At 60.8% G+C, this 17,845-nt stretch carries 19 protein-coding genes; 8 read left to right on the plus strand and 11 right to left on the minus strand.

All coding sequences use genetic code 11. The features are described 5' to 3' along the window. From AC07N4_RS03715 to AC07N4_RS03735, 5 genes are read left to right on the plus strand one after another with little or no spacing between them, the layout of a single operon-like run. Positions 1 to 945 carry a DUF58 domain-containing protein gene (locus tag AC07N4_RS03715; protein ID WP_096820033.1) on the plus strand — a complete coding sequence of 315 codons (945 nt, stop codon included), beginning with the start codon at positions 1 to 3 and terminating at the stop codon, positions 943 to 945. Next, the gene (locus tag AC07N4_RS03720; RefSeq protein WP_102620975.1) at positions 942 to 1,439 is read left to right on the plus strand and encodes a DUF4381 domain-containing protein; all 498 of its coding nucleotides are present in this window, start codon (positions 942 to 944) and stop codon (positions 1,437 to 1,439) included. The genes AC07N4_RS03715 and AC07N4_RS03720 overlap by 4 nt, the downstream gene beginning before the upstream one ends. Continuing rightward, positions 1,432 to 2,511: a vWA domain-containing protein gene (locus tag AC07N4_RS03725; RefSeq protein WP_493064974.1), complete on the plus strand. Its 1,080-nt coding sequence runs from the start codon at positions 1,432 to 1,434 to the stop codon at positions 2,509 to 2,511. Before AC07N4_RS03720 ends, AC07N4_RS03725 begins: the two co-directional genes overlap by 8 nt. Continuing rightward, positions 2,508 to 4,244: a tetratricopeptide repeat protein gene (locus tag AC07N4_RS03730; protein WP_102620973.1), complete on the plus strand. Its 1,737-nt coding sequence runs from the start codon at positions 2,508 to 2,510 to the stop codon at positions 4,242 to 4,244. Before AC07N4_RS03725 ends, AC07N4_RS03730 begins: the two co-directional genes overlap by 4 nt. Further along, positions 4,241 to 5,881 carry a BatD family protein gene (locus tag AC07N4_RS03735; protein WP_493064975.1) on the plus strand — a complete coding sequence of 547 codons (1,641 nt, stop codon included), beginning with the start codon at positions 4,241 to 4,243 and terminating at the stop codon, positions 5,879 to 5,881. Before AC07N4_RS03730 ends, AC07N4_RS03735 begins: the two co-directional genes overlap by 4 nt. A 103-nt stretch (positions 5,882 to 5,984) precedes the next feature. Here the strand turns inward: AC07N4_RS03735 and AC07N4_RS03740 are convergent, their stop codons facing one another. From AC07N4_RS03740 to AC07N4_RS03760, 5 genes are all read right to left on the minus strand, one after another. Next, positions 5,985 to 6,416, minus strand: coding sequence for a HEAT repeat domain-containing protein (locus AC07N4_RS03740; RefSeq protein ID WP_493064976.1), 432 nt, complete (start codon positions 6,414 to 6,416; stop codon positions 5,985 to 5,987). Positions 6,417 to 6,435: 19 nt separating this feature from the next. Further along, the gene (locus tag AC07N4_RS03745; protein WP_493064977.1) at positions 6,436 to 6,858 is read right to left on the minus strand and encodes a hypothetical protein; all 423 of its coding nucleotides are present in this window, start codon (positions 6,856 to 6,858) and stop codon (positions 6,436 to 6,438) included. Positions 6,859 to 6,929: 71 nt separating this feature from the next. Further along, positions 6,930 to 7,298 carry a hypothetical protein gene (locus tag AC07N4_RS03750; protein ID WP_493064978.1) on the minus strand — a complete coding sequence of 123 codons (369 nt, stop codon included), beginning with the start codon at positions 7,296 to 7,298 and terminating at the stop codon, positions 6,930 to 6,932. Between the two features lie 21 nt (positions 7,299 to 7,319). Continuing rightward, positions 7,320 to 7,511 carry a hypothetical protein gene (locus AC07N4_RS03755; protein ID WP_493064979.1) on the minus strand — a complete coding sequence of 64 codons (192 nt, stop codon included), beginning with the start codon at positions 7,509 to 7,511 and terminating at the stop codon, positions 7,320 to 7,322. A 38-nt stretch (positions 7,512 to 7,549) separates the two neighbouring features. Then, on the minus strand, positions 7,550 to 7,762 hold the full coding sequence (locus tag AC07N4_RS03760; protein WP_273536439.1) for a zf-TFIIB domain-containing protein: 213 nt from the start codon (positions 7,760 to 7,762) through the stop codon (positions 7,550 to 7,552). A 297-nt stretch (positions 7,763 to 8,059) separates the two neighbouring features. On the opposite strand from AC07N4_RS03760, the gene AC07N4_RS03765 reads away from it, so the two are divergent. Genes AC07N4_RS03765 through AC07N4_RS03775 form a run of 3 tightly spaced genes read left to right on the plus strand, consistent with a single transcriptional unit; the run spans position 8,060 to position 13,523 of the window. Further along, a complete protein-coding gene (locus AC07N4_RS03765; RefSeq protein WP_102620966.1) occupies positions 8,060 to 9,304 on the plus strand; it encodes an exonuclease SbcCD subunit D C-terminal domain-containing protein in 1,245 nt (414 codons plus the stop codon). Further along, positions 9,301 to 12,942, plus strand: a complete 3,642-nt coding sequence (locus tag AC07N4_RS03770; RefSeq protein WP_493064980.1) for an AAA family ATPase — start codon at positions 9,301 to 9,303, stop codon at positions 12,940 to 12,942. The genes AC07N4_RS03765 and AC07N4_RS03770 overlap by 4 nt, the downstream gene beginning before the upstream one ends. Continuing rightward, the gene (locus AC07N4_RS03775) at positions 12,939 to 13,523 is read left to right on the plus strand and encodes a glutathione S-transferase (protein WP_102620964.1); all 585 of its coding nucleotides are present in this window, start codon (positions 12,939 to 12,941) and stop codon (positions 13,521 to 13,523) included. Before AC07N4_RS03770 ends, AC07N4_RS03775 begins: the two co-directional genes overlap by 4 nt. Before the next feature lie 4 nt (positions 13,524 to 13,527). Here AC07N4_RS03775 and AC07N4_RS03780 read toward each other — a convergent pair whose 3' ends face one another. The 6 genes from AC07N4_RS03780 to AC07N4_RS03805 all read right to left on the minus strand — a co-directional run bounded on the left by AC07N4_RS03780 (position 13,528) and on the right by AC07N4_RS03805 (position 17,842). Then, positions 13,528 to 13,785 (minus strand): hypothetical protein, encoded by a 258-nt coding sequence (locus AC07N4_RS03780; RefSeq protein WP_096820052.1) that lies wholly within the window; start codon positions 13,783 to 13,785, stop codon positions 13,528 to 13,530. Continuing rightward, the gene (locus AC07N4_RS03785; protein WP_102620963.1) at positions 13,782 to 13,994 is read right to left on the minus strand and encodes a hypothetical protein; all 213 of its coding nucleotides are present in this window, start codon (positions 13,992 to 13,994) and stop codon (positions 13,782 to 13,784) included. Before AC07N4_RS03785 ends, AC07N4_RS03780 begins: the two co-directional genes overlap by 4 nt. A gap of 254 nt (positions 13,995 to 14,248) precedes the next feature. Next, positions 14,249 to 14,428, minus strand: a complete 180-nt coding sequence (locus AC07N4_RS03790) for a hypothetical protein (RefSeq protein WP_011334602.1) — start codon at positions 14,426 to 14,428, stop codon at positions 14,249 to 14,251. Positions 14,429 to 14,584: 156 nt separating this feature from the next. Beyond that, positions 14,585 to 15,760 (minus strand): lactonase family protein, encoded by a 1,176-nt coding sequence (locus tag AC07N4_RS03795; protein ID WP_493064981.1) that lies wholly within the window; start codon positions 15,758 to 15,760, stop codon positions 14,585 to 14,587. Next, positions 15,757 to 16,065, minus strand: a complete 309-nt coding sequence (locus tag AC07N4_RS03800; RefSeq protein ID WP_102620986.1) for a DUF5629 family protein — start codon at positions 16,063 to 16,065, stop codon at positions 15,757 to 15,759. Before AC07N4_RS03800 ends, AC07N4_RS03795 begins: the two co-directional genes overlap by 4 nt. Positions 16,066 to 16,261: 196 nt before the next feature. After that, the gene (locus AC07N4_RS03805) at positions 16,262 to 17,842 is read right to left on the minus strand and encodes an aldehyde dehydrogenase (NADP(+)) (RefSeq protein ID WP_493064982.1); all 1,581 of its coding nucleotides are present in this window, start codon (positions 17,840 to 17,842) and stop codon (positions 16,262 to 16,264) included. Positions 17,843 to 17,845: the final 3 nt, after the last annotated feature.

A 17,845-nucleotide genomic window follows, 5' to 3' on the forward strand; every position in this document is an offset into this window, starting at 1 on the left:
ATGAACGCCTCTCTGCCGTCCGAACCGGGTATTCGCGTCAGCCTCGCCGAGCTGATCGAGATGCGTCACCGCGTGCGCGAAGTGCAGCTGTTTTCCACGCCGAGCCAGCGCAGCCCGCTGATCGGCCTGCACCACTCGAAATTTCGTGGCCGTGGCGTGGACTTCGATCAGGTGCGGGTCTATCAGGCCGGCGACGACGTGCGCACCATCGACTGGCGCGTGACCGCGCGGACTCAGGAGCCGCACACCAAGCTGTTCCATGAAGAGCGCGAGCGGCCGATTTTCATCATGGTCGAGCAAAGCACGCGGCTGTTTTTTGGCTCCGGACTGATGTTCAAATCGGTGCTCGCGGCGCAGGCTGCAGCGCTGATCGGCTGGGCCGCGCTAGGTCACAACGACCGGGTCGGTGGACTGGTGTTCGGCGACAACGAGCATTACGAAATCAAGCCGCGCCGCAGCAAGCAGAGCCTGCTGCAACTGCTCAACCGTCTGGTGAAGGTCAACCAGTCGCTGCACAGCGAGCGGGAGCCGGATCGCGATGCGTTTGGCGTGGCGTTGCGCCGGGCTCGTGAAGTGCTGCGCCCTGGCAGTCTGGTGATCGTGATCTGTGACGAGCGCGCACTGACCGACAGTGCCGAGCAGCAATTGAGCCTGCTGTCGCGTCATTGCGACCTGCTGATGCTGCCGCTGTCCGATCCGCTGGATCACGCCCTGCCCGCTGCCGGGCTGCTGAGATTCGCTGAACGCGGCGCACAACTGGAACTCGACACCCTCAACTTCGACCTGCGCCAGACCTATCGCGCCCAGGCCGAAGCACGCATCGCCCGCTGGGAACTGCTCGCGCAGAAACTGCGGGTGTTGCTGATGCCGTTGAGCACCCAAAGCGAAATGGTTGAGCAGATGCGCGAGTTCCTCAATCCGCAGCGCCCGGGGAAAGTTCGATGAACGGCCTCGAACAACTGCAACCGCTGATTTCCCCTCCACCGATTGCCTTCTGGCCACCGGCGCCGGGCTGGTGGCTGCTGCTTCTGTTGCTGCCGCTGATCGGCATCGTGCTGTGGCGTCTGCGCCGTTTCATTCCGATCAAGAAGAAACCCATCGTGCGCGCTGAACTGCCGCTCGATCCGGTGCGCATCGCCGCACTCGCCGAGCTGGCGCAAATGGTCAAGCCTTACGACGGCGCCCCGGCCGGCGCGTGGCTGCAACAACTCAACGGCCTGCTCAAACGCCTGTGCCGCAACCATTACCCGTACAGCCAGAGCCACACCCTCAACGGGCGCAAATGGCTGGCGTTTCTCGACAACCGCTGCCCCGCGGCCGGCCTGACCCGCTGGATGGTGTTGGTCGAGGGCGCCTACAAACCCGAGTGCAAACTCGACGACAAGGCCATCGCCGGCCTGACGCAAGCCGTCGACACCTGGATCCGCAAGCATGTTTGAGTTCGCCTGGCCGTGGATCTTTGTGCTGTTGCCACTGCCGTGGCTGATGCGCCTCGCGCTGCCTGTCGCCGACAGTGGCGAGCCGGCGTTGAAGGTGAGTTTCCTCGGTGACCTGGAAGGCCTCGCACGCCGCCGTGCCCGCGCCAATCTGCCCGCCTGGCGCCAGCAGGCACCCTTCATGCTGTTGTGGCTGTTTCTGCTGATCGCTGCCGCCCGCCCGCAATGGCTCGGCGAACCGCTGCCGATTGCTGCGAGCGGTCGTGATCTGCTGGTGGCGGTGGACGTGTCCGGCTCGATGGACTTCCCCGACATGCAATGGAACGACGAGGACGTCAGTCGTCTGTCACTGGTTCAGCATTTGCTCGGTGACTTTCTGGAAAGCCGCGATGGCGACCGGGTCGGTTTGATCCTGTTCGGCAGCCAGGCTTATCTGCAAGCACCGCTGACGTTTGACCGACGCACCGTGCGGGTGTGGCTCGACGAAGCGCGGATCGGCATCGCCGGCAAGAACACCGCCATTGGCGACGCCATCGGTCTGGCGCTGAAACGTCTGCGCATGCGCCCGGCACAGAGCCGTGTGTTGATTCTGGTCACCGACGGCGCCAACAACGGCGGCGAAATCGATCCGCTGACCGCCGCAAAACTGGCCGCCAACGAAGGCGTGAAAATCTATCCGATCGGTATCGGTGCCGACCCCGAAGAAAGCGGCGCCACGGCACTGCTCGGCGGCAATCCGACCCTCGACCTCGACGAGCCGGCACTCAAGGCGATTGCCGACGCTACCGGCGGCCGCTACTTCCGCGCCCGTGACGGCAAAGAACTGCAAGCGATCAAGGACACCCTCGACCAACTGGAACCCGTGGCTCAGCAACCGACCCAGGCACGCCCGGCCCAGGCGTTGTATCAATGGCCTCTGGCGCTGGCGTTGCTGTTGAGCATGTTGCTGGTCACCCGCGAGTTGTGGCCGGACAACCCGTTGCAACGGCTGTTCACCAAGGAGCTGTATCTGCAAAGCCCCCTGCCTGACTGGCGCGCGCGCCTCAAGCGTTTGCGTCTGCGGAGGCGCCGATGATCGCCCTCTGGCCGCACTGGTTCCGTCCGTGGTGGTTACTGTTGTTGCCGCTGCTCGGCTGGTTGATCTGGCAGCTCTGGCATCGGCAGAAACGCGCCGGGCGCTGGCAGATGATTCTGCCGCCAGCGTTCCATGCCGCATTGCTCAGTGGCGGCAGCGGTCGCGACAGCAAACTGCCGTGGGTTGCGTTGGGCGTTGCGTGGTTGCTGACGATCCTGGCGCTGCTCGGGCCGAGCTGGGAGCGCGTCGAACAGACCAGCCAGAAACCGGCGGATCCGCTAGTAGTTGTGCTGGAGCTGACCCCGGAAATGCTCGCCACCGACTCGCCGCCCACGCGTCTGGAGCAAGCCCGGCGCAAGCTGTTCGATCTGTTGAAGGCGCGCAGCGATGCGCAGACCGCCATTGTGGTTTACGCGGGCAGCGCTCATACATTGGTGCCGCTGTCGGATGACCTGGCGACCAGCCGCAATCTGCTCGACGCCCTCAAGCCGTCGCTGATGCCAGAGAGCGGTCATCGCGCCGATCTTGCTGTGAGCAAGGCGCTGGCCTTGCTGGAGCAAGGCGCACTGGGTCAGGGACGCATCCTGCTGATCGGCTCTTCGCTGTCCGATGAGGAACGCCAAGGCATTCGCCATGCGTTGAGCGGGCAATCGGCGCAGTTGCTGATGCTTGGCATCGGCACTGCCGAGGGCGCGCCGATTGCTCAGGAGGACGGCAGTTTCCTCAAGGACGCCCAGGGTGCTATCCGCGTGCCGCAACTCGACAGTCCCGGCCTCGGCGCCTTCCTCAATTCGGTGGGCGGCGAGTACCACAGCGCACGGCTGGATGAGTCGGATCTGGGCAGCCTTGGTCTGCTCAATGGCCCGCGCAGCCTGCGCAACGACGGCCAGACCCTGCGCCTCGATACCTGGGCCGATCAGGGTTACTGGCTGCTGTTGCCGCTGTTGCTGCTTGCCGCGTGTGCCGGGCGCCGTGGCTGGTTGTTCTGCCTGCCGCTGCTGTTTTGCCTGCCACAGCCGAGCTACGCTTTTGATTTCGAAGACCTGTGGCTGCGCCCCGATCAACAGGGTTTGCACCTGCTCAAGCAGAAGCGTCCTGCCGAAGCGGCGAAACACTTCGAAGATCATCAGTGGCAAGGGCTGGCGTTGTACGAGGCCGGCGACTACAGTGGCGCCGCCCAGCGTTTCGCCGAAGGCAGCGATGCCCGCGCCCACTACAATCGTGGCAACGCATTGGCGAAAAGCGGTGAGCTGGAAGCGGCGATCGATGCCTACGAACAGGCTCTGGAGTTGCAGCCGGATTTGCGCCCGGCGCTGACCAACAAGGCGCTGGTGGAAAACCTGCTCAAGCAGAAAAACACTCCGCCGCCGACCGAGCCCGAGAAGCAACCGACGCAGCAGAACGTGCCGGGCGACGAACCACCGCCCGCCACTGCACCGCCACCGGCGGTCAAGAATGATGCGCCAAGCGAAGCCCAGCCCGCGGAGTCGGCCAGTGAACCACCGCCGACCACCCCGCCGCAGCCAGGCCCCAACGAAGTGCCCAACAGCGCGCCGGACGAAGAACAGAACACCAGCCCGACGCTGCGCCCCAGCGAAGACAACGTCGAAGGCGAGCAACGCCAGGCACTGGAACAGTGGCTGGGCAAGATCCCGGATGATCCGGGCGAACTGCTGCGACGCAAATTCTGGTACGAACAGCAACAACATCAGGATCAGGAAAACACTCGATGACCCGTTTCACCGCTCTCTTGCTGCCCCTGCTGATCTGCACGGCCACCGCCCAGGCGGCCGGGCTGACGGCCAGTGTGGATCGCAGTCGCCTGAACTCCGGCGAGACGGTCGAACTCACTCTCGAATCCAACGATGTCACGCAGTTCGGCAAACCTGATCTGACCCCGCTGGAACCGTTGTTCGAAGTGCGCGGCACACGCCAGGTCAACCAGCTGAACACCCTCAACAACGAGAACCGCGCCACCACCCGCTGGATCATCACTCTGTTGCCGAAACAGAACGGCAGCGTGGAAATTCCGCCGTTGAAACTCGGCGAAACCGAGAGCCAGCCGATCACCGTGCAGGTGGTCGAAAGCGACGTTCACGAAGAAAAGAATGCGCTCGACCCGGTGTTCATCGAGTCCAGCCTCGACCAGTCCAGCGTCTACGTGCAGGCCCAGGCCGTCCTGACCCTGCGCATCTACCATTCGGTTTCGCTGTACGACGACAGCAGCGTGACTCCGTTGCAGATCACCGACGCGCGCATCGAGCAACTGGGCGACACGCGCACCTACGAAAAAGACATCAACGGTGTTCGGCATGGCGTGATCGAGATGCGCTATGCGATCTATCCGCAGCACAGTGGTTTGCTGACCATCACCCCGCAGACCTTCAGCGCCACGTTGGTCGACACTCAGCCGGCAAAAGATCCCACCGCCCAAGGGCCGAAAACCGGCAAATTGCTGCGCGTCGCGTCCTCGGAAATCCCGCTGACCGTCAAACCCAAACCGATCACTTATCCGAGCGATGCGCCGTGGTTGCCGGCCCGCAGCCTGAGCCTGAGCGAGAGCTGGAACCCGGAGCCTGATCACACGCAGGTCGGCGACTCCCTGACCCGCAGCCTGACCCTCAAGGTCGAAGGCCTCGCCAGCTCACAACTGCCCGCCCTGCCCGCCACCGAAGCCAATGGTTTGCGTCGCTACCCGGACCAACCCGTGCTCAACAACCAGAGCAGCGAACGCGGTCTGATCGGCAGCCGTGAAGAACGCGAAGCACTGGTACCGAGCCGCAGCGGTTCGATCGAACTGCCGACCGTGGACGTGGTGTGGTGGAACACCTTCGAAGATCACCTGGAACACACCAGCCTGCCGGCGCGCACTCTGCAAGTGGTGAACAACCCGAGCCTGCAAGTCGACACCCCGGCCGGCAGCGCACAACCGCTCAGCGGCGCCGACAGTGAAGCGCTGTGGTGGTGGAAACTCAGCACGCTGATTCTGGCCTGCACCACCCTGCTCGGCTTCGGCCTGTGGTGGCGCGCCCGCTGGCAACCGGCAATCCTGCGCGCCGCGCAAACCGGCCCGAGCCCGCGCACCCTGCTCGACGACATCAAACGCGCCAGCCAGGCCAACGACCCCCACGCCACCCGCCAGGCCCTCGACGCCTGGGCCCGTCAGCAGCCGGAAACCCTGGCGGATATGGCGGCGCGGTTTGTGCCGCTGTCGGATGCGCTCGATGGTCTCAACGGTGCGTTGTATAGCGAGACCGGGCAGCATTGGCAGGGTGAGGATCTGTGGCGGGCGATCCGGACGATTCCGACGGCGGAGCGGGTGCAGGATCCGGTTGGGGACAGTGGGTTACCGCCGCTTTATCCGAAGTAAGCGAAAGAACACCAGCAAACGACATCAAACGATGCCGCACGTCGCGCTCGAATTCGTTTCTGGCAAGATCAGCAGACCACTCGACGTGGTCTGCCCTCCTCCTTCATTTGCTTGTAAGCAGATGCTCGAGATTCAACACCGACACCCGCCCTGCCTGGTTGTTTTCCTGCTTTGCTCGCTCGATGGCCGACGCAATCAGAGCGAAGCACTTTCCCGCTTCCACACCTGAGCTTGTCATCGACCTGATAGCGTCCAGCGCCGCATACCTGACGGTTTCGCTTTCGTGAAACATGAGATCCAGCAATACAGCCAGGGCGCGCTCATCAGCAACACTCCCCATGGATTCGCACATGCGCAAAATCCAGAATTCACTCTTGCCATTGACGGCCGCCAGCAGTTCCGACCAGTCGGTGTCGGAAAACTCTTCAAGTATCCCGGACGCGTTCACAACTTTGACATCCGACCAGTAATCGGTCGGAATCTCATCATCAGCGTATCGGCTTATACAAACATCAAACCTGGAATACATACTCATAGGTCATCTCCGGCTACGCTCAGTCGACACCAGTAAAGTCCACATAAACAGCCTCGACGATAGCGTCCTCTTCACCCGTTTCAGGTGCGTAGAACCGCAGGCCCAGACGGGCCACATTGAAGCCTGAGTTATTGAAAACCAGAAACTCGCCTTGCTCTATCAGAAACTGTTGAACGACAAGCACTTCTTCGCCTGCCAACCGCTGACCGCGCCAGGCGAATTGAGCCCATTTCAAAAACTCAACGCCGACGACCATCAAGGCATTATCGAAGTAGACATGAAGTCCCAAATCATCATATGCATCGGTTGGGATAGCGGAATCCGGACTTTTCAAAAACTCGTCAAAGGGGCTTTCGAGGGCCGACCTCGAATCTTCACGGGTCATACCTGCGCGAATCAGTCCAAGGTCTCCTGGGCCAAGCAAGTCAAAATCAATGGTCATTCATTAAAGCCTTTCGAGTTATTGATCGATTACTCACTAAAAGCACACTAAAAGGGGACAGATTTATTAAATCAAATAAATCCGTCCCCTTTTAGGAGTCCCCTTTTAGTGTTTCCATAACTGAAACCATCTGGAATCTCTGGCCAGCCTGGACCTAAAAGCAGGGCCTCCAGATCGTCACGGATATCCCGGAAAAACCCCGATAAATTCATGAGATGTATACATGAGTGCATCAACGCCGCTTGCAACATGACGTCATCTCCTCTCTCTCTGGCGGATGCTGCTTTAGACATATTGAAGAGGACGAGCTCCAGCATTTCCGACAGTTCGTCCTTCCAGTTCAGCTTGTAATCAGCCTCCAGACCATCACCATCGAAATCACCTGTCTTCTCCTTCACTGTCTGGATGATCAGGTTTTTCACCGACTCAAGACCATTCATCTCAGCTCACTTTCATTGATCTTACTTGTTGAAAAGCTCATACACCCATTTAGCCAATATTTCCGGTGATGTTGATTCTTTCCTGAAACATTCTTCACCGCGATCTTTCGCAACAATGGCCAGCGTCCCCGATTCAGAAATTTCAATATAGGGCGCACCAAACTCCTCTATCTCGGCTCCCAAAGTGCACAAATAGGGGACAGATTTATTCAATAAAACAACCCCTCCTTTTTTTTGCTATTCGCGCCCCCCTACAAATCTTCCGAAACAACTTCCAATTCATCCCACAGCATGGAAAGTCCAATGCCTTTCATATAAGTCCCGTAATCTACAAAACCGGGAAACCCAATATTTTCGATCGAGAACCACGTCGCATCGCACTCTGGGCAAATAAAAATAATCGTCTTATTCGCCTTAATCATCGCCTTGACAACATTATCCTGCTGACATCTTGGGCAGATCATATAAACCTCTCCATCATCAAAAAAGGAACAATCAAAAAAAATGGACAAATTTATGGTCGGGTTGGCACTGATTGCGGAGGTTGAAGCCCGGCGGACCGCTCGATCAAAAAAATGATATCAATATAGTGGCCAGACGGTCGATACCCGGTATATGGCCGTCAATTAAAGGATTCGCCGAGATCGTCCCACCCCACCTCCCGGACAAGCCTGCCCGTCGCAATAATCTGTAAACTCTCCCCTCTTTCGCCGCCCTCTCCTTCCAGGCGGCCATCACCTCTTTATATTGCGGAGTCAGCCTTGCGTCTGTTTCACACCTCCGACTGGCACCTTGGGCAAAACCTGCACGGCCAGGAGCGCGATTTCGAGCATGCATGCTTCCTCGAGTGGCTGCTGCGCCAATTGAAGCTGGCGCAGCCGGACGTGCTGCTGATCGCCGGCGACATCTTCGACACGGTGAACCCGCCGGTCAAAGCCCAGGAACGCCTTTACGATTTCATCGTCAGCGCCCACGAGCAGCAGCCGTTGCTGACCATCGTGATGATCGCTGGCAACCACGATTCCGGCTCGCGGATAGAGTTGCCCGCGCCGCTGATGCGGCGTTTGCGCACTCATGCGCTGGGTCGGGTGTTGTGGCTGGATGACGGCCAGCTCGATGCGGAACGCTTGTTGCTGCCGCTGCCGAATGCGTCCGGCGAGATCGCCGCGTGGTGCCTCGCGCTGCCGTTCCTGCGGCCTGCCGAAGTGACCGGCGCGCATCTGGGTGACAACTATCTGCGCGGTATTGGCCAGGTGCATGAATGGCTGATCGAAGCGGCCAACGCCAAGCGCCAGCCGGGCCAGGCACTGGTCGCCATCAGTCATGCGCACATGGCCGGTGGGTCGGTGTCGGAAGACTCCGAACGCAGCCTGATCATCGGCAACGCCGAAGCCCTGCCGGCCAGCCTGTTCGGGCCGAGCATCAGCTATGTCGCCCTCGGCCATTTGCACAAGCCGCAGAAGGTCAACGGTGAAGAACGGATTCGCTACAGCGGCTCGCCGATTCCGTTGTCGTTTTCGGAAATCAGTTATCAGCATCAGGTGCTCGACGTCGTTCTGGACGGCGAAACCCTGGTCAGCGTCGAGCCAATGCTGATTCCCCGCTCCGTCAACCTGCAACGTCTCGGCCCTGCGCCGCTGGCGGAAATCCTGCTGCAACTGGCCGACCTGCCAAACATCGACCTGCTGGCCGAAACCCAGCGCCAGCCGTGGCTGGAGGTCCGTGTTCGTCTCGATGAGCCACAGCCAGACTTGCGCCATCAAGTCGAAAGCGCCCTGCAAGGCAAAGCCGTGCGACTGGTGCGGATCGCGGCGGAGTACGCGGGCAACCGTGGCGCTGACGGCACAGAAGACAGCAGCGCGCTGATCGAACTGGACCAACTCACCCCGCAGGAATTGTTCAGCCGCGCCTGGCTCGACAATTACGGCAACGAGGTCGATGAGCAAACCCTCAAGGACTTCGCCGAACTGCTGCAAGACGTACAAATGGAGGGCGAGCAGCCATGAAGATTCTCGCCATTCGTTTGAAGAACCTTGCTTCGCTGGCCGGCCCGTTCGAGATCGACTTCACCGCCGAGCCGCTGGCCAGCGCCGGTCTGTTCGCCATCACCGGCCCGACGGGCGCCGGCAAAAGTACCTTGCTCGATGCCCTGTGCCTGGCGTTGTTTGGCTCTGTGCCGCGTTTGAACAACACCAGCCGTGACGCCAAGGTGCCGGACGCCGACGGCGAAATCGCCACTGGCGACCCACGCACACTGCTGCGGCGCGGCACGGGTGAAGGTTTTGCCGAAGTGGATTTTGTCGGCGTCGATGGCCGCCGTTATCGCGCTCGCTGGGAAGCCAACCGCGCCCGGGAAAAGGCCGGCGGCAAGTTGCAGGCCAGCCGCCAGAGCCTGCGTGACATCGATCAGGATCAACTGCTCGCCAGCCAGAAAGGCGAATACAAGGTTCAGCTCGAAGCGGCGCTGGGCCTGAATTTCGAACAGTTCACCCGCGCCGTGCTGCTGGCCCAGAGCGAGTTCAGTGCGTTCCTCAAGGCCGATGACAACGACCGCAGCGAACTGCTGGAAAAACTCACCGATACGGCGCTCTACACCCGCCTCGGCCGACGCGCGTTCGACAAGACCAAAGAGGCGCGCGAAGCCCACAAGCAGTTGCAGGATCAAGCCACCGGCGTGACTCCGCTCCCGCCCGAGGCTCGCGCCGAACTCGACGAGCGCTTCAACGCTGCCCAACAGCAACTGAAGTTGCAGCAGGCCCAGCTCAAACAGCTTGAGCAACAACACACCTGGCTCAAGGATCTGCACCTGTTGCAGGACGCGCAGCAGGCGGCCGCCGAGCAACTGCAGAGCGCCGAACACGAGCGCGAAACGCTGGCCGGCGAACGCCTGCGATTGACGCGTCTGGAACAACTCGCCCCGCAACGGCATCAGTTCGCCCGCAAGGCTGAGATCGATTCACTACTGACGCCATTGGCGGCGCAAATCAGCGCGCACACCCAGCAACAAGGCGAGCTGACTGAACGCCAGACTCAACTTGAGCAAGACCTCAGTGCCGCACAAATCGCCCTGACCCAGGCACAGACGCAACAAAGCGAAAGCGCGCCGCTGTTGCGTCAGGCCTTCGATGAACAAAACACCCTCGGCCGCCTCGCCAAGGAAGTCGCGTCCGGCGCCGAAGCGAAGCAAAACGCCGAACAGGCCTGCACCCAGGGCCAGAGCGCAATCCAGACCCTGCTCGACCAACAGAAAATGGTCGCCGAACGCTTGCAACGTATTGCCACCGATCTTGAGCAAAGTGCTCACCTGGCACCGTTGAGCGAAGCGTGGAATGCCTACCGCGACCGCTTGCAGCAACTGATGCTGATCGGCAACCGGTTGAACAAGGGCGAGAGCGAACTGGCGAATCTCGAACAGAACGCCGCCCGCGCCACCGAAGAACTGGCCACGCAAAAGCAGCAGCTTGAAGTGCTGTTCAAGGAGGCCGGCGCCGAGCCTGATGCCGTCGCCGAGCAGATCGGCATCCTCGGCACTCTGTTGCAGGACAACCGCAAGCAACTGCGCGCCGTCGAAGACCTGACGCGACTTTGGGCCAGTCAGCAGGACCTGGACAAGCGCAGTGCCGAGCTGCAACAGCGTCAGCTCGATGCGCAACAGGAGCGCGAGCGCCTGACCCAGGACGGGGTGAAAACCAAGTCTGAACTGACCGTCGCCGAGCAGACCTTCAACGTCACCCGCGAACTGCTCGAACGCCAGCGTCTGGCTCGCAGTGCCAGTGTCGAAGAACTGCGTGCGCAATTGCAGGACGACCAGCCGTGCCCGGTCTGCGGCAGCAACGAGCATCCGTATCACCAGCCGGAAGCTTTGCTGCAAAGCCTCGGCCGTCACGATGAAAGCGAGCAGGCCAGCGCGCAGCAAGCGGTCGATCAACTGAAGGAAAAACTCACCGAGCTGCGAACCAGCGTCGGTGGTGTGATTGCCCAACAGAAAGAGTTGCTGCAACAACAGGAACAACTGGCGACACAACAGCAAACGCTGACGCCGAGCATCGAGGCTCATCCGCTGGCAGCTCAGTTGCTGAATCAGGACAGCGACAAACGCGCTGCCTGGCTCACTCGCCAGAACGATCAACTGAACCAGAGCATCACGCAGGACGAACAGCGTCAGACGGCCCTGCTCACGCTGCAAAAGGACGCGGCGCGCCTGACCCAGCAATTGCGTCACGCCGAAACCGCACACCAGCAAGCGGCGCAGCACCTGAGCAATCAGCAGCGCGAGCTGAGCGCTGACCGGCAGCGTCTGGACGAAGAGCTCGCAGCCTTCGCCACGCTGCTGCCCTCCGAGACTCACGAAGCCCTGCGCGCCGAGCCGGCCGCGACCTTCATGCAGCTTGACCGGCAGATCGCCGAGCGACTGGCGCAAGTCGATCAGCAAAAGGAAGAACTGGCTGAGCAACAACAACGCCAGCAGACGCTTGAGAAGGAACAGGATCGTCAGCAAAGCCGCGTGCAGCAACTGCAAAACGCTGAACAGCAACTCAACGCGCTGACCGCTCAGCAACAGGCCAGCCAAGAGAAACTGACGCAATTGCTGGGCGATCACAACTGCGCCGAGCACTGGCAACAGCAGCTTGAACTGGCGGTAGAACAGGCACGCAACGCCGAATCCACCACGACTCAGGCACTGCAAGGCGTGCACACGCAACTCGTGCAAATCGCCGCCGAACTCAAAGCGCAGCAGGAACGGCTGCTCGCGCTGGAAACCGAAGACCGCGATCTGGCCGGCAAGATTGCCGACTGGCGTGCTCGCCATCCGGAACTGGATGACGGCGGCCTCGAAGATCTGTTGCGGGTCGATGACGCGCAGGTCGGCGAGTTGCGCGAGCGTTTGCAGCGCAACGAAAAAGCCCTGGAACACGCCAAGGTGCTGTTGCAGGAACGTGATCGCCAGTTGCTCGAACATCAGGCGCAGCACAACGGCAACCTCGAAGCCGAACAACTCACTGTCGCCCTCGCCGACGTACAGAACCAGTGCAGCGCGAGCGAACAGCTCTGCGCCGAGCTGCGTGCCGAGCAAGTCGAAGATCAGCGCCGGCAAAACGCCAATTCCGCGCTGGCGCAGCAGATCGCCGACGCCTATGCCGAGTATCAGCGCTGGGCGCGACTCAATGCCTTGATCGGCTCGGCCACCGGCGACACCTTCCGCAAGATCGCACAGGCCTACAACCTCGACCTGCTGGTGCATCACGCCAACGTGCAGCTGCGGCAACTGGTCAAGCGCTACCGCCTGAAACGTGGTGGCAGCATGCTCGGCCTGCTGGTGATGGACACCGAAATGGGCGACGAGCTGCGCTCGGTGCATTCGCTGTCCGGCGGTGAAACCTTCCTGGTGTCGCTGGCGCTTGCACTGGGCCTGGCCTCGATGGCGTCGAGCACGCTGAAAATCGAATCGCTGTTTATCGACGAAGGCTTCGGCAGCCTTGATCCGGAATCCCTGCAACTGGCGATGGACGCCCTCGACGGCTTGCAGGCTCAGGGTCGCAAGGTCGCGGTGATTTCCCACGTGCAGGAAATGCACGAGCGGATTCCGGTGCAGATTCAGGTGCAGCGCCAGGGCAATGGTTTGAGCACACTGGAGGTGAAATGAACACGCTGTATTCGTTCCGCCGCTGCCCGTATGCGATGCGCGCGCGGATGGCCCTGCGTTATTCGGGCGTGCCGGTGGAGATCGTCGAAGTCAGCCTCAAGGCCAAACCGGCCGAGATGCTGGCGATCTCGCCCAAAGGTACGGTGCCGGTGCTGGATGCGGAGGGTCAGGTAATCGATGAGAGTCTGGAGATCATGCGCTGGGCACTGGCGCAGAACGATCCGCAGGGCTGGTTGCTGGGTGGGGACTCACGGATTGCCGAGTTGATCGAAACCAACGATCAAGTGTTCAAGGTGCACCTGAATCGCTACAAGTACGCCGAGCGTTATCCGGAACAACCGATGGAGGTTTATCGCGCCGAAGGTGCGTTGTTCCTGCAGAAGCTGGATGAGTTGCTCGAAGGCTACGACTACTTGTTGACCGATCATCCTTGCCTGGCCGATATCGCGCTGCTGCCCTTCGTTCGCCAGTTCGCCCATGTCGATCGCGAATGGTTTGCTCAGACACCTTACGTGCGGTTGCAGGGTTGGTTGCAGCGGTTCCTGGAATCAGATCTGTTCACCGCCATCATGAAAAAGTAAGCGCTTACGCCAACACTTCGCACATCCCTATCGCCGAGCAATCCACCTCGAACGGCCCGAAGAACTCAGCCGAGGTTTTCACGGGTGGATTGCCGGCCAGCAGCCCCAACGCATTGGCGCGTTCGATGTTGTGGGCGATGGTGTGGTTGGCCTCTATGGCCCGGGCCAGACCGCCGACCGAGCCCTGACCGAATCCCAGAAGAGACGTGCCGTTGGTCATGATCGCCAGACCGGCGATGATCCAGAATCTGTAGCCTTTCATGCTCCGACGGCTCCCGCGAGTTCAACTGAATCCACCGCTGCGCTTTGCGAGCGGAGTTCGAACTGGACGCCGGGATGCGCGATCTGGATCGGTGCATCGAAGCTGTGTTGCGATTGGGACGAGAGGCTGACGAACAGCACCATGACCAGGTACAGACCGATGGCCAGGTAGGCGCCGCGTTTGGCGGAAGTGATGATTGAACTGGCCATGATGTGTGCTCCGTGGACAATGTTTCGACGCCCACAGAATCAATCAAAAAAGCCGGGGTAACCACTCAGGGTTTGGCATAGTAACCATCAGCTTCGTTGATTATTTAGCCGGTCTATCCCGCCGTTTGAAAATACCTATTACCTGTCGGTGCGCACGCAAAAAACTGCCCAAGGCTGCGATCTTTTGATTTTGCTTTTGATAAACAAGATCAAAGGATCGCAGCCTTGGGCAGTTCCAGGACGTGACGGAAATTTCAGTGTTGAGCTTTGTGATCCAGCGCGGCGTAGAAGTTGGCGCTCTGTTGCAGGTATTTCTGGGTGTAGCTCTGGGTGTGGGATTTTTTGTCGCTGATTTCAACGTTGGCGCTGGCTGGCAGAGCAACGGTGGCGGAGATGGCGGAAGCGGCGATGATCGAGAAGAGATTGAAGTTCATGGCGGTAACCCTCGTGTTCGGTTGGCTTGCTTGCCCGGTTGGGCCGTGAAGCAAACTTAACGCTCGAGGGTCGCTCGCTTGAAATGCTTTGCACCATTACCTGTTATCAGCAGGATTAATACAAAGCTTCAGGCCCCGTAGACCGGGGCCTGCGGCTTATTGACGCAGCAGAAACTTGAGGTCGCTCGGGGCGTCCATCGGCAGTTTTTGCACGGTTTTACCGAGCAGTCCGGTCTTGCCGTCGCGTTCAACCACGACAATCTGGTTGCTTTTCTGGTTGGCGATCAGCAGGAATTTACCGCTCGGATCGAGGCTGAACTCGCGCGGGTGATCGCCTTCCACCGAACGCCGTTGCAGCTCCTTGAGCTGGCCGGTAGCCGGGTCGATGGCGAACACCATCAGCTGATTGGCAGTGCCACGGTTGCTGACGTAGAGGAATTTGCCATCGGCAGACGCGTGCAGCGCCGCAGCGGCTTTGTCCGAGGTCGGCTGGCCGGCTGCCAGGTCGACCATTTGCGTCTGGGTCAGCACGCCGTCGTTGTAGTCGAACACCGCAACCTGCGCGCTCATTTCCATGGTCAGCCAGGCATGCTTGCCGTCAGCGCTGAACAACAGATGACGCGGCCCGCTGCCCGCTGGCAATTGCACCGAAGCGGTTTTCGCCGGGGTCAGCGGCAGGTCCGGATTGGCTTTCGGGTCGAATTGGTAGACAAAGACTTTGTCTGCGCCCAGGTCGTTGGAGAACACATAACGACCGTCCGGCGAGGAAATCGTCGAGTGCACATGGTTCGAGGCCTGACGTTCAGGGTTGACCCGGCTCGCCGGGTGAGCACTCATCTGCACCACCGGTTTGAGTTTGCCGTCGCTGCCGACCGGCAACACCGCGAGGGTGCCGCCCGGATCTTCGACTACCGAATAGTTGCTGACGAACAGATGGCTGGCGTCGCCGCTGAGGCTCGAATGGGTCGGCTCGTTGCCCAGGCTCTGGACCTGATTGATCAGGGTCAGCGCATGAGTTTTCGGATCGATGGAATAGCTGCTGACGCGACCGACCGGGTCTTTCTGGCCAGGGCCGTTTTCATTGACCACGAACACCCGGTGCTGATCCTTGGACAGGGTCAGCCACGACGGGTTTTCGCTCTTGATCACTTGCAGCGGCTTGGCATCGATCTGGCCGGTGGCGCTGTCGAAGTTCATCCGGTAGAGGCCCTGGCTGGTGCCGGCGGTGTAGGAGCCGACCAGCAACTGGAAGCTCTCGGCTGACGCGCTGGAAAGGCCCATCGCACCGACGCTGCCGGCCATCAACAATGGCCAGAATTTACGCATGTTCATTCGGCTTCATCCTCGTCGTCGGCGCTGCTGAGTACATCGCCGAGGCAGACCAGACGGTGTTCGCCGACGGTTTTGGTGTCGCTGGCAAAACCGACGATCAACCAGCTCTGCAGGTCCTGGTCAAACGTCGCCGCTTCAACCTGAGCCGGCGTGAACTCCCAATGCCTGGCCGTTCGGCCATCGATGCACTCGATGTGCAGATTGTCGTCTTCATCGAGGGCGAATTCGAAGGCGTGCAGGCCGTCGATTTCGACCATACCGCAATGTTCGAGGGCGTTGAGAAGGGTGTCGGTTACGGCAGTCATGGCAATCATGTCTTTCAGGGGGAAAGTGGCAATGATAGCTCAAAGCCCCGCTCTTGATCGTTCCCACGCTCCGCGTGGGAATGCCTCAAGGGACGCTCCGCGTTCCAGCTCTCGAATGGGACGCAGAGCGTCCCGGGCTGCATTCCCACGCAGACGGTTCGACGCCTCGACGTGGGAACGATCGATCCAGTTCGGCTTAGAGAGCCTCGCGCGAGGGCTTGCCATCCACCAGCCGCTGAATGCGCAGCGGGTTGGCATTTTTCAGCGGTTCCGGCAGCAGGCTGTCGGGATAGTTCTGGAAGCACACCGGGCGCAGGAAACGATCGATCGCCAGGGTGCCGACCGAGGTGCCGCGAGCATCGGACGTCGCCGGATACGGTCCGCCGTGGACCATCGAATCGCACACTTCGACACCGGTCGGGTAACCGTTGAGCAGGATCCGCCCGACCTTCTGTTCCAGCAACGGCGTCAGTTCCGGGAACTGCACGAAGTCCGCCGGCTCGCCGATGATCGTCGTGGTGAGTTGCCCATGAAGCCCCTTCAACGCCGCGTTCAGTTGCGCCTGATCCGCCACTTCAACGATCACTGTGGTCGGGCCGAACACTTCTTCCTGAAGCACTTCATCGCCGTCGATCAACAGGCTGGCATCAGCCTTGAACAGCTGCGGCTGCGCCTGATTGCCCTGCTGCGGATTACCGGCCAGATGCTCGATGCCGGCATGCGCCAACAGTTTTTCCAGGCCCTTGCCATAGCTGCCGAGGGTGCCGGCATTGAGCATCGTTTGCGCCGGTTGGTCGCCGATCAACGCCGCGACCTGCTCAATGAATGCCGTGAACTGCGGTGAGCGAATGCCGATCACCAGGCCCGGATTGGTACAGAACTGACCGCAGCCCTGCACCACCGACGCGGTCAGATCACGGGCAACAGTTTCCGAACGAACTGTCAGGGCCTGGGGCAGAACGATTACCGGGTTGATGCTCGACATCTCGGCGAACACCGGGATCGGCTGTGGACGCGCGGCGGCCATGTCACACAGTGCCCGTCCACCTCGCAGCGAACCAGTGAAGCCCACGGCCTGAATCGCCGGATGCTTGACCAGCCACTCGCCGACTCCGCCGCCGTAGATCATGTTGAACACACCGGCCGGCATCGCGGTTTTCTCCGCCGCCCGAATCACCGCGTCAGCCACGAATTCGGCCGTGGCCATATGGCCGCTGTGGGCCTTGAACACCACCGGGCACCCGGCGGCCAGCGCCGACGCGGTGTCGCCGCCAGCGGTGGAGAATGCCAGTGGAAAGTTGCTCGCACCGAACACCGCCACCGGGCCGAGGCCGATGCGGTACTGGCGCAGATCCGGACGCGGCAGCGGCTGACGATCCGGCAACGGCAGGTCTATCCGCGCACCGTAGAAGTCACCGCGCCGCAGCACTTTGGCGAACAGCCGCATCTGGCCACTGGTGCGTCCGCGTTCACCCTGAATCCGCCCGGCAGGCAACGCTGTTTCGCGACAGACCACTGCGACGAAATCGTCGCCCAGCGCATCCAGCTCATCGGCAATCGCATCGAGAAACTGCGCACGGCGCTCGGCGCTCAGGCTGCGATAGGTGGGATACGCAGCAGCCGCCGCTTTGGCAGCGGCGTCCACTTCCTCTTGCGTCGCCTGGATGAAATCGTGAGGCAATGCCTCGCCCGTCGTGGCATCGATGCTGTGCAGTTTGACACTACCCGCCGCGCTGCGACGCCCGCCGATGTAGTTGTGACCGAGAATCTGAGTCATGGG

The sequence above is a fragment of the Pseudomonas sp. GW821-FHT09E04 genome (assembly GCF_059416185.1).

What these genes read in the sequence shown, in the direction of transcription:
- AC07N4_RS03715 (WP_096820033.1), top strand. Translation starts at nt 1, where the DNA reads ATGAACGCCTCTCTGCCGTCCGAACCGGGTATTCGCGTCAGCCTCGCC.
- AC07N4_RS03720 (WP_102620975.1), top strand. Translation starts at nt 942, where the DNA reads ATGAACGGCCTCGAACAACTGCAACCGCTGATTTCCCCTCCACCGATT.
- AC07N4_RS03725 (WP_493064974.1), top strand. Translation starts at nt 1,432, where the DNA reads ATGTTTGAGTTCGCCTGGCCGTGGATCTTTGTGCTGTTGCCACTGCCG.
- AC07N4_RS03730 (WP_102620973.1), top strand. Translation starts at nt 2,508, where the DNA reads ATGATCGCCCTCTGGCCGCACTGGTTCCGTCCGTGGTGGTTACTGTTG.
- AC07N4_RS03735 (WP_493064975.1), top strand. Translation starts at nt 4,241, where the DNA reads ATGACCCGTTTCACCGCTCTCTTGCTGCCCCTGCTGATCTGCACGGCC.
- AC07N4_RS03740 (WP_493064976.1), bottom strand. Translation starts at nt 6,416, where the DNA reads ATGAGTATGTATTCCAGGTTTGATGTTTGTATAAGCCGATACGCTGAT.
- AC07N4_RS03745 (WP_493064977.1), bottom strand. Translation starts at nt 6,858, where the DNA reads ATGACCATTGATTTTGACTTGCTTGGCCCAGGAGACCTTGGACTGATT.
- AC07N4_RS03750 (WP_493064978.1), bottom strand. Translation starts at nt 7,298, where the DNA reads ATGAATGGTCTTGAGTCGGTGAAAAACCTGATCATCCAGACAGTGAAG.
- AC07N4_RS03760 (WP_273536439.1), bottom strand. Translation starts at nt 7,762, where the DNA reads ATGATCTGCCCAAGATGTCAGCAGGATAATGTTGTCAAGGCGATGATT.
- AC07N4_RS03770 (WP_493064980.1), top strand. Translation starts at nt 9,301, where the DNA reads ATGAAGATTCTCGCCATTCGTTTGAAGAACCTTGCTTCGCTGGCCGGC.
- AC07N4_RS03775 (WP_102620964.1), top strand. Translation starts at nt 12,939, where the DNA reads ATGAACACGCTGTATTCGTTCCGCCGCTGCCCGTATGCGATGCGCGCG.
- AC07N4_RS03780 (WP_096820052.1), bottom strand. Translation starts at nt 13,785, where the DNA reads ATGAAAGGCTACAGATTCTGGATCATCGCCGGTCTGGCGATCATGACC.
- AC07N4_RS03785 (WP_102620963.1), bottom strand. Translation starts at nt 13,994, where the DNA reads ATGGCCAGTTCAATCATCACTTCCGCCAAACGCGGCGCCTACCTGGCC.
- AC07N4_RS03790 (WP_011334602.1), bottom strand. Translation starts at nt 14,428, where the DNA reads ATGAACTTCAATCTCTTCTCGATCATCGCCGCTTCCGCCATCTCCGCC.
- AC07N4_RS03795 (WP_493064981.1), bottom strand. Translation starts at nt 15,760, where the DNA reads ATGAACATGCGTAAATTCTGGCCATTGTTGATGGCCGGCAGCGTCGGT.
- AC07N4_RS03800 (WP_102620986.1), bottom strand. Translation starts at nt 16,065, where the DNA reads ATGACTGCCGTAACCGACACCCTTCTCAACGCCCTCGAACATTGCGGT.
- AC07N4_RS03805 (WP_493064982.1), bottom strand. Translation starts at nt 17,842, where the DNA reads ATGACTCAGATTCTCGGTCACAACTACATCGGCGGGCGTCGCAGCGCG.